9 protein-coding genes and 2 tRNA genes are annotated in these 7,312 nt (G+C 40.3%); all 11 read left to right on the top strand.

The window, feature by feature from the left end; genetic code table 11:
- Positions 1 to 143: 143 nt before the first annotated feature.
- Entirely contained in the window at positions 144 to 941 is a 798-nt protein-coding gene (locus tag AB1397_01710) for a molybdopterin-dependent oxidoreductase (GenBank protein MEW6481710.1), read from the top strand.
- 133 nt (positions 942 to 1,074) lie between these two features.
- Positions 1,075 to 2,319: a molybdopterin dinucleotide binding domain-containing protein gene (locus AB1397_01705; protein ID MEW6481709.1), complete on the top strand. Its 1,245-nt coding sequence runs from the start codon at positions 1,075 to 1,077 to the stop codon at positions 2,317 to 2,319.
- Positions 2,319 to 2,792 carry a molecular chaperone TorD family protein gene (locus tag AB1397_01700; GenBank protein ID MEW6481708.1) on the top strand — a complete coding sequence of 158 codons (474 nt, stop codon included), beginning with the start codon at positions 2,319 to 2,321 and terminating at the stop codon, positions 2,790 to 2,792. The genes AB1397_01705 and AB1397_01700 overlap by 1 nt, the downstream gene beginning before the upstream one ends.
- A complete protein-coding gene (locus AB1397_01695) occupies positions 2,792 to 3,340 on the top strand; it encodes a 4Fe-4S dicluster domain-containing protein (GenBank protein MEW6481707.1) in 549 nt (182 codons plus the stop codon). Before AB1397_01700 ends, AB1397_01695 begins: the two co-directional genes overlap by 1 nt.
- A 5-nt stretch (positions 3,341 to 3,345) precedes the next feature.
- Positions 3,346 to 4,308, top strand: a complete 963-nt coding sequence (gene nrfD / locus AB1397_01690) for an NrfD/PsrC family molybdoenzyme membrane anchor subunit (protein MEW6481706.1) — start codon at positions 3,346 to 3,348, stop codon at positions 4,306 to 4,308.
- Between the two features lie 46 nt (positions 4,309 to 4,354).
- Positions 4,355 to 4,519: a hypothetical protein gene (locus tag AB1397_01685; GenBank protein MEW6481705.1), complete on the top strand. Its 165-nt coding sequence runs from the start codon at positions 4,355 to 4,357 to the stop codon at positions 4,517 to 4,519.
- A gap of 37 nt (positions 4,520 to 4,556) precedes the next feature.
- Complete coding sequence (locus tag AB1397_01680) at positions 4,557 to 5,081, top strand: hypothetical protein (protein ID MEW6481704.1); 525 nt, start codon at positions 4,557 to 4,559, stop codon at positions 5,079 to 5,081.
- Positions 5,082 to 5,222: 141 nt separating this feature from the next.
- Positions 5,223 to 5,307 (top strand) — tRNA-Leu (locus AB1397_01675).
- A 219-nt stretch (positions 5,308 to 5,526) separates the two neighbouring features.
- A tRNA-Met gene (locus AB1397_01670) sits at positions 5,527 to 5,598 on the top strand.
- A gap of 5 nt (positions 5,599 to 5,603) precedes the next feature.
- Positions 5,604 to 6,833 carry a putative sugar nucleotidyl transferase gene (locus tag AB1397_01665; protein MEW6481703.1) on the top strand — a complete coding sequence of 410 codons (1,230 nt, stop codon included), beginning with the start codon at positions 5,604 to 5,606 and terminating at the stop codon, positions 6,831 to 6,833.
- Positions 6,823 to 7,312, top strand: a 490-nt coding sequence (locus AB1397_01660; GenBank protein ID MEW6481702.1) for a hypothetical protein, incomplete at its 3' end; no start/stop codon positions are given. The genes AB1397_01665 and AB1397_01660, both read left to right, overlap by 11 nt.

The raw sequence follows: 7,312 nt of genomic DNA, 5'->3' as shown, positions 1-7,312 counted from the left end.
AAACTTAAACCTTCAATTCAAAATTCAAAATTTAGAATTCAAAATTTTATAAAACTTAACCTTTTTCAATTCAAAATTCAAAATTTAGAATTCAAAATTTCTTAAATACTATTTTTGCACTAAGTGATGGAAGATACTATAAGATGTCTATATCAAGGCGAGACTTCATCAAGTTGATTGGAGCAGAAACAGGATACTTCCTGTTTGACCCAAAGCTTCGCCACTTGGTTAGCTTGGCTGAAGCAGCAGTTAAGCAGAAGGAAGAATGGGTCTATTCTATCTGTGAATACTGCGCCTGGAGGTGTGGGACCAGGATCAAGGTAGCAGATGGCCTGGTCAAGAAGATCGAGGGGAATCCTGATCACCCCTTTAACTATGGAAAGATTTGTGCCAAGGGGAATGCAATTATAAAGCAGGTATATGATCCTGATCGGCTAAAATACCCTCTAATAAGGGCTGGTAGTCGGGGCGAGAATAAATGGAAGAGGGCATCCTGGGATGAGGCATTGGATTATTCGGCTCAAAAGTTGCTTGAGATCAAGAAAAAATACGGGCCAGAAGCTGTTCTTTTTACCTATTCCCATATGCTTACTGGTGGCCTCTATCACAATCTGGCCTATGGGTTTGGCAGCCCAAATCTGATTACCAACTTAAGCCTTTGTGCTATCTCCAGAATCATCGCCGAAAAGGTTACCTATGGTACTCCATTATTTTTGCATCCTGGGCTTGATATTAAAAACTGTAAATACATCATCATTCTTGGACATAATATCTTAGAGAGTCTCGAAAATATTCATACCCAATGGTTAATTGAGGCATTATCAAATGGAGCAAAAATGGTCTATGTAGACCCTCGTTTTACTGTAACTTCATCAAAGGCAAGAAGATGGCTTCCCATAAAAGCCGGGACGGATTTAGCGCTTCTCCTTTCTCTGAATTAATGTCATCATAAATGAGGAACTTTATCAGAAGGAATTTGTCCAAGAGAATACATTTGGGTTTGAGGAACTTCGTGCATTCATTCAAAAATATACTCCCGAATGGGCTAAGAAGGAGTGCGACATCGATGCCGGAGTGATTAGAGAAGTAGCAAGAGAGTTTGCCCAAGCTGCCCCAAGTGCTCTGGTTCATCCTGGCTGGAGAACAGCCTGGCATAAGAATGATGTTCAGATCCGTAGGGCAATTCATATCCTGAATGTATTAGCCGGTAACTGGGGGGCACCTGGTGGAATCTTCCTTAAGGAGAAGATTGAATTAGGCACCCCAGAACATCACCCGCAGATGCCATCTATTCCCAGAATAGATGAAGTTTCAAAGTATATCTGGACTCCTGAAGAAGGCTTGCTCCAGAATGCCAGGGATAATGCCTATTTTGAAAAGCCATATCCCATTAAGGGCTGGGTGAATATTCGGATGAACCCCATGCTCAATATGCCAGATACAAACAGAACAATAGAGGTATTCAAAAAACTTGATTTTGCCTTGACTATAGATGTCTTACTTTCAGAGACAGCTCTATTTTCTGATGTTGTGCTTCCAGAATGTACTTATCTTGAGCGGACAGACCCAGTTCAGGCAAGTGAACCCTACCCAACCCCATTTGTAGCCTTGCGTCAGCAAGCAATAAAACCTATGTTTGATTCTAAGCCGAGTTGGTGGATATTTAAGCAACTGGCAGAAAGATTGGGGATAGGAGAGTATTTTAAATATAGAGATGTAACTGATATCATAAACCAGCAGGTAGAGCCATTAGGGGTTGATTATAGATGGCTTAAAGCAAATGGTGTTTTTAAACCAAAAACTGGCTTCTCTCCATACCGTAGAGGAAGGCAGCTTAAGTTTAACACCCCTTCGGGCAAGATAGAGCTATACTCAAATATCCTGAAAAAGAAAGGACATCATCCATTACCAGTTTATAAGGCTAATCTACAACCTCCTGCTGGAAGATTTAGGCTGATTACTTCAAGACACTCTGTCCACTCCTATTCTATGACCCAGAATAATCAATGGTTGCATGAGATCTACCCAGAGAACGAATTATGGATGAATCCCAAGGTAGCTCAGGCTAAGAGATTAAGAGATGGTGATTATGTATGGGTAAAGAGTAAGGTAGGCAGCACAAAGATCAAACTCAAAGTAACAGACCGCATCCGGCCGGATTGTGTTTATATGGTGATGGGGTTTGGTCATTTTTCACCCGGCTTGAGGTTAGCTTATAATAAGGGTGGCTCTCAAGCAGCGCTAATAGAAAGTGCTAAAGCAGACATTACCGGTGGCTCAGCCTTTCATGATACATTTGTAGAGGTGGTAAAGGCATGATGGCAAATGAACGACCCCAGATATACCTTGGGATTTCAAAATGTTTTTTGTATCCAGATGAGGTTTTGCTTAGGAGCTTAGGTGAAGATTATTCATTGGATGAACTCCGGATAGAATACACCAGGCTTTTCATTAACAGTTATCCAAAGATGATTGCTCCTCCTTATGGTTCGGTATATATAGATGGGAGGCTGATGGGCCCTTCAACCATGCAGGTATTAGCAGAATATGAGAAAGCAGGGCTTGGGTTAAATGCTCAGTTTAAAGAACTCCCAGACCATATCTGTTCAGAGCTTGAGTTTATGGCATATCTTTGGACTCAAGGGAAAAAGCAGGAAGAAGAAGAGTTTAGAAGGAGTTATTTTTTATCTTGGGCTCCAACTTTTTTTGAGCGGGTAATAAAAAATACTAAGCTACAATTTTATAAAGATATGACTATTACAGCAAGAGACTTTTTTATGGAGGATAAATAATGGCTAAAAGATATGGGATGGTGATAGATCTTTCACGCTGCATTGGCTGTAATGCCTGTACAGTTGCCTGCAAGGCAGAGAATGATGTGCCTGACTGGCACAGCAGAACAAGGGTAGAGGAAGAATGTGAGGGGAGTTTTCCCAATTTCTCATTGACCCTTAGAAAAGTAGCCTGTATGCATTGTGAGAATGCTATTTGTATCAGAGTCTGTCCAGTGAAGGCTTCATATCGAAACAAAGATGAGATTGTTTTGATTAATAAAGATCGGTGTGTTGGCTGTAAATATTGTATTCTGGCCTGTCCATATAAAGTAAGATATCTCAACCAAGGCACAGGCATAGCAGATAAATGCACCTTCTGTGTACACCGGCTGGAAAAGGGGCTTGAACCTGCCTGTGTTCAAAACTGTATGGGTAAAGCATTAATCTTTGGAGATCTGAATGATCCTAAAAGTGCGATATCAAAAGCTAAGGCAACTGGAGCGGTTATTTTTCATTGTGAGTATGGCAACAAACCAGCAGTTACTTATATCCCAAATAGGAGGTAAATAATATGGAAAAAGAATTTACATGGAGTATATTAGTCCCGATTGATCTATTTCTTGGTGGTCTCTCGGGAGGGACATTCATTGTCTCTATCTTGGCAGACTTATCTCGTAAAGAGGCATATCAGAGTATTGCTAAATTTGGGGCTTGGATTGCCCCTTTTCCTCTATTAGTAGGAATTCTATCTCTTATCTTTGACCTGGGTAGACCTCTTCGATTTTGGCATTTACTTATCTATTTTAACCCAACCTCAGTAATGTCTTTAGGGGTAATATTTTTAAATATATTTGGAGTACTCTCTACTGCTTACGCCTTTTTGTGGTGGGCAGATACAACTAAGATGGCCCAGGATCTATCCAAAAGGCTCTTCTTCCCAGTTGGCGATCTTCTCTCTTGGATAATCAAAGAAGGAAGGGTGCTGAGGTGGCCGATAGGGCTGGTGGGACTCTTTTCTGGAGCAGCCGTAGGGTTATACACTGGGGCTCTGATTTCTGCCTGCAGTTTCAATCCTGTCTGGAGTAGCCCTCTTATGCCTTTATTATTTCATACATCTGCGGTCTCCACTGGTATAGCCTTATTGATCCTTGTCACCTATTTCCTCAGAGCCAAAGATAGAGAAAAAAGGCATGCCTTAGGGGTCTTGGGGTTGCTTGATGCTCTTTTAATTTTAATAGGATTGGAATGCTTTATCCTTGGCTCTCTCTTCTTGGGCTGGCATACCACTGGTCATGTAGGAGCCAAGGCTATTGAAGTATTCTTTACTGGTGGCTATTACCTCTGGGTTTGGATTGGAGTGGTCCTTGTTGGATTGCTCATCCCATTCTTCTTGGGACTTTATGGGTTTCTTTCCGTCTATTATAAGAAAAAAGAGACCCATGAGGCCATTCCAGCTATTATTGCCTCTCTTGGAGTTCTGATAGGCGGGTTTATCCTAAGATATGTAATCATCTTTTCAGGCCAGTCAGTCTAAAAATAGATTGAGATTTGCAAAAGACCTGCATATCATATTTAGAGATATGGGGTTTGAGCCAAAATCATTGCTTTCTGCTGCCATTATTGAGAGGATAAAGCGGGCCAAAAGACTTTTGGATGAGATTGGTGTTGGTGGAGAGAGGCTTAAGATGTATAATATGAGCTCCTCTAGGGGGGGCCAAGATTTGCCGAGGTGGCCAAGGAGATGACTGAGAAGATAAAGGGCTTAGGTCCATCTTCATTGAGATGAACGAACGAGAGTTCTATAATAGGGTTACCAATTCTAAGAGAGACTTAATCGGCGAATTTTTGCAGATACTGCATAGAAAAAAAGTGCCTTACTGCGTGATAGGAGGTGTGGCAGTTAACGCATACTGTGAACCTATGATTACTTTAGATTTTGATTGTGTGGTGGCAGGGCAAATAGAGAAGTTGAAAGAAAGATTGAAAGAGAGAGGCTTCAAAGTAAAGACTTATCCCCATACATGGGAGGTCACCCATCAAGCCTCGGATGTGAGGATACAGATCCAACGAGACCAAAGATACCAAGAGTTCATAAAGAACGCAGAACTACACCAGGTGTTAGGCTATAGGATGAAGGTGGCTCAAAAGAAAGACCTATTGAAAAGTAAAGTTTGGGCCTGGCAAGACCCTGAGCGTGATGAGATAAAGAGAGATAAGGACTTACTTGATATTAAGAGGGTGCTGCAAAAATACTCAGAGCTTGAGGAGCTCTTAGGTGAGGAAATAAAGGAGAGATTGAGAGGGTGATTAAAAAAATATCTGCTGGAAAAAGAACCTTCCATTGGCGGCGGTATGCCACAATTGGATAAGACCTTCCCTTTGATATTGTAACTAGGTTAAAAACCTTATTCTTGACATAAACAATTTTGGCTGGTAAAATATAAAAAAGCCGAGGTGGCGGAATTGGCAGACGCAGTGGACTTAAAATCCACTGGAAATTTTTTCCGTGTCGGTTCGAGTCCGACCCCCGGCAGGAGCAAGAATACAGAAGACAGTATTTAGGATACAGGAAAGAAAAATGAAAGATGGGTAAGAGGACTCGAAGCCAGCCGAACGCCGACCTTATGGGAGGATGAAGTGAGGCTGGCCTTAGAACAAGAGATTTTGTTAGGTTCTGAATGAGCGAAGCGAATGAAGAATCTTAGAAAATCCGAAGTTCGAGTCCGACCCCCGGCAGAAAAATAGAAATAATCGCGGGGTAGAGCAGTGGTAGCTCGTTAGGCTCATAACCTAAAGGTCGCAGGTTCAAATCCTGCCCCCGCAAGAAAAATGGATTGTATTATTGTATTTGAGGATGAAAATTATTCAAGGTTTTATCCAATTTCCCTATCAAGGCCTACCTATAGCCTCCTTTCAGGTGCAAAAACAAATTTAGAACGCATAAAACACCATTTCAGCGATTTTGAAATATTCACCATTTGCAGGCCATATTTAGCTAATCACTCTGAAATTCCTCATTTTGATAAAGCTATTCTTATCAATGGCTCTTGTGTATTTCAAAAAAAGGATTTAGGATTCATTAAGGAGCTTAAAAATAGCAATCCCTCTATTGCTTATGTCAAAAATGGCATACCCATAGCCATTGTCTTGTCACAGGAAGAATTCAGAAAGAGGCTTAAAGATAGCTCAGAAGATTTCTCTAAAAAAATAACAGAAGGGCTAAAAACGATTGAAATTGATATCTTAACATTCTCATATATCTGGGATTTAATCTTTCATAACCAAGAATTGATAATTTCAGATTTTGATGAATATTTTAAGGACAAAGGCTTGCAAGGCAATATAGGAGACTCCTTTATTTATGGAAAGGAGATATTTGCAGACAACAATATTTCTGCCGATACCTTTTCTGTTATTGATAGCAGAGAAGGTCCGGTAATAATAGGAAAAGGGGGTTCCATAAAACCATTCACATATCTTAAGGGTCCAGCCTTTATAGGAGATGAATGCAAATTGGTGGGTGGTAAGATAAGTGGTTCTTCCTTTGGAAGTGGATGTCGAATTGGAGGGGAGGTAGAAAATAGTATTATTATGGGAAATAGCAATAAATACCATGAGGGTTTTATCGGACACTCCTATATCGGAGAATGGGTAAATTTAGGAGCATTAGCCACAAATTCTGACCTTAAGAATAATTATTCTGAAATTAGCGTCCAACAAAATGGCATTATTACAAAAACAAAAAGGATAAAAATTGGCTGCTTTATTGGAGACCATAGCAAAATTGGAATTGGCGTTTGTTTAAACACTGGGGTGGTAATTGGCTTTTCCTGCAACCTATTTGGAGGAGGCTTAATTATGGAAAAGGAGATTCCAAGCTTTGCTTGGGGAAATGATTTCCTTCGTCGCTGTTTCTCTTTAGAAAATGCCATAAAAACAGCCAAAATTGTCCTAGAACGAAGGAATTTCACATTTGACAATAAAGCTTTGCAATTGTTCAAATATATATTTGATGAATCAAAAATGCAAAGGAAGGCGTGGTTAAAAAATGGAGGTTGAAAGATTGATTTCTGAAGCAGAAAAAGGCATTGATGAATATCTAAAGAAAAGCCTTGAAAATGGTAAGATAGATATAGGGCTTTACAATTCTGCAAAGAAAAATACCCTGCCATATCTTGAGGAATGGCTGAAAGATAAAAAGATTGATGAGGTTTCTCCCAATCTTAAGGCGGGAATACAAAATGCAATTATAAACAAAAGATGGGAAGACCTGGTTAATGCATTTAGAAAAAAGCTAGATTTTGGAACCGGTGGGATAAGGGGCTTGATGGCAGGTAATAAAGAAGAGATCATAAAGCTTAAAAATGATGGAATTGATGCTTGCATCCTTAAGGGCCCAAACACCCTTAATAACATAACCCTTTTAATCACCTCGGCTGGGGTTGCCAAATTTGGGCTAAACAAGGGATTTGCCAAGATTGTAATTGGCTATGATAGTAGAATTAGGGGCTATGACTTTGCAAAGCTCGTTGCCGAGT

The sequence above is a fragment of the bacterium genome (assembly GCA_040756715.1).
Classification (GTDB): domain Bacteria; phylum UBA9089; class UBA9088; order UBA9088; family UBA9088; genus JBFLYE01.
This window is presented reverse-complemented; position numbering and strand designations above follow the sequence as displayed.

Coding starts and splice junctions, on each gene's coding strand:
- AB1397_01710 (MEW6481710.1), top strand. CDS start 144: ATGTCTATATCAAGGCGAGACTTCATCAAGTTGATTGGAGCAGAAACA.
- AB1397_01700 (MEW6481708.1), top strand. CDS start 2,319: ATGGCAAATGAACGACCCCAGATATACCTTGGGATTTCAAAATGTTTT.
- AB1397_01695 (MEW6481707.1), top strand. CDS start 2,792: ATGGCTAAAAGATATGGGATGGTGATAGATCTTTCACGCTGCATTGGC.
- nrfD (MEW6481706.1), top strand. CDS start 3,346: ATGGAAAAAGAATTTACATGGAGTATATTAGTCCCGATTGATCTATTT.
- AB1397_01685 (MEW6481705.1), top strand. CDS start 4,355: ATGGGGTTTGAGCCAAAATCATTGCTTTCTGCTGCCATTATTGAGAGG.
- AB1397_01680 (MEW6481704.1), top strand. CDS start 4,557: ATGAACGAACGAGAGTTCTATAATAGGGTTACCAATTCTAAGAGAGAC.
- AB1397_01665 (MEW6481703.1), top strand. CDS start 5,604: ATGGATTGTATTATTGTATTTGAGGATGAAAATTATTCAAGGTTTTAT.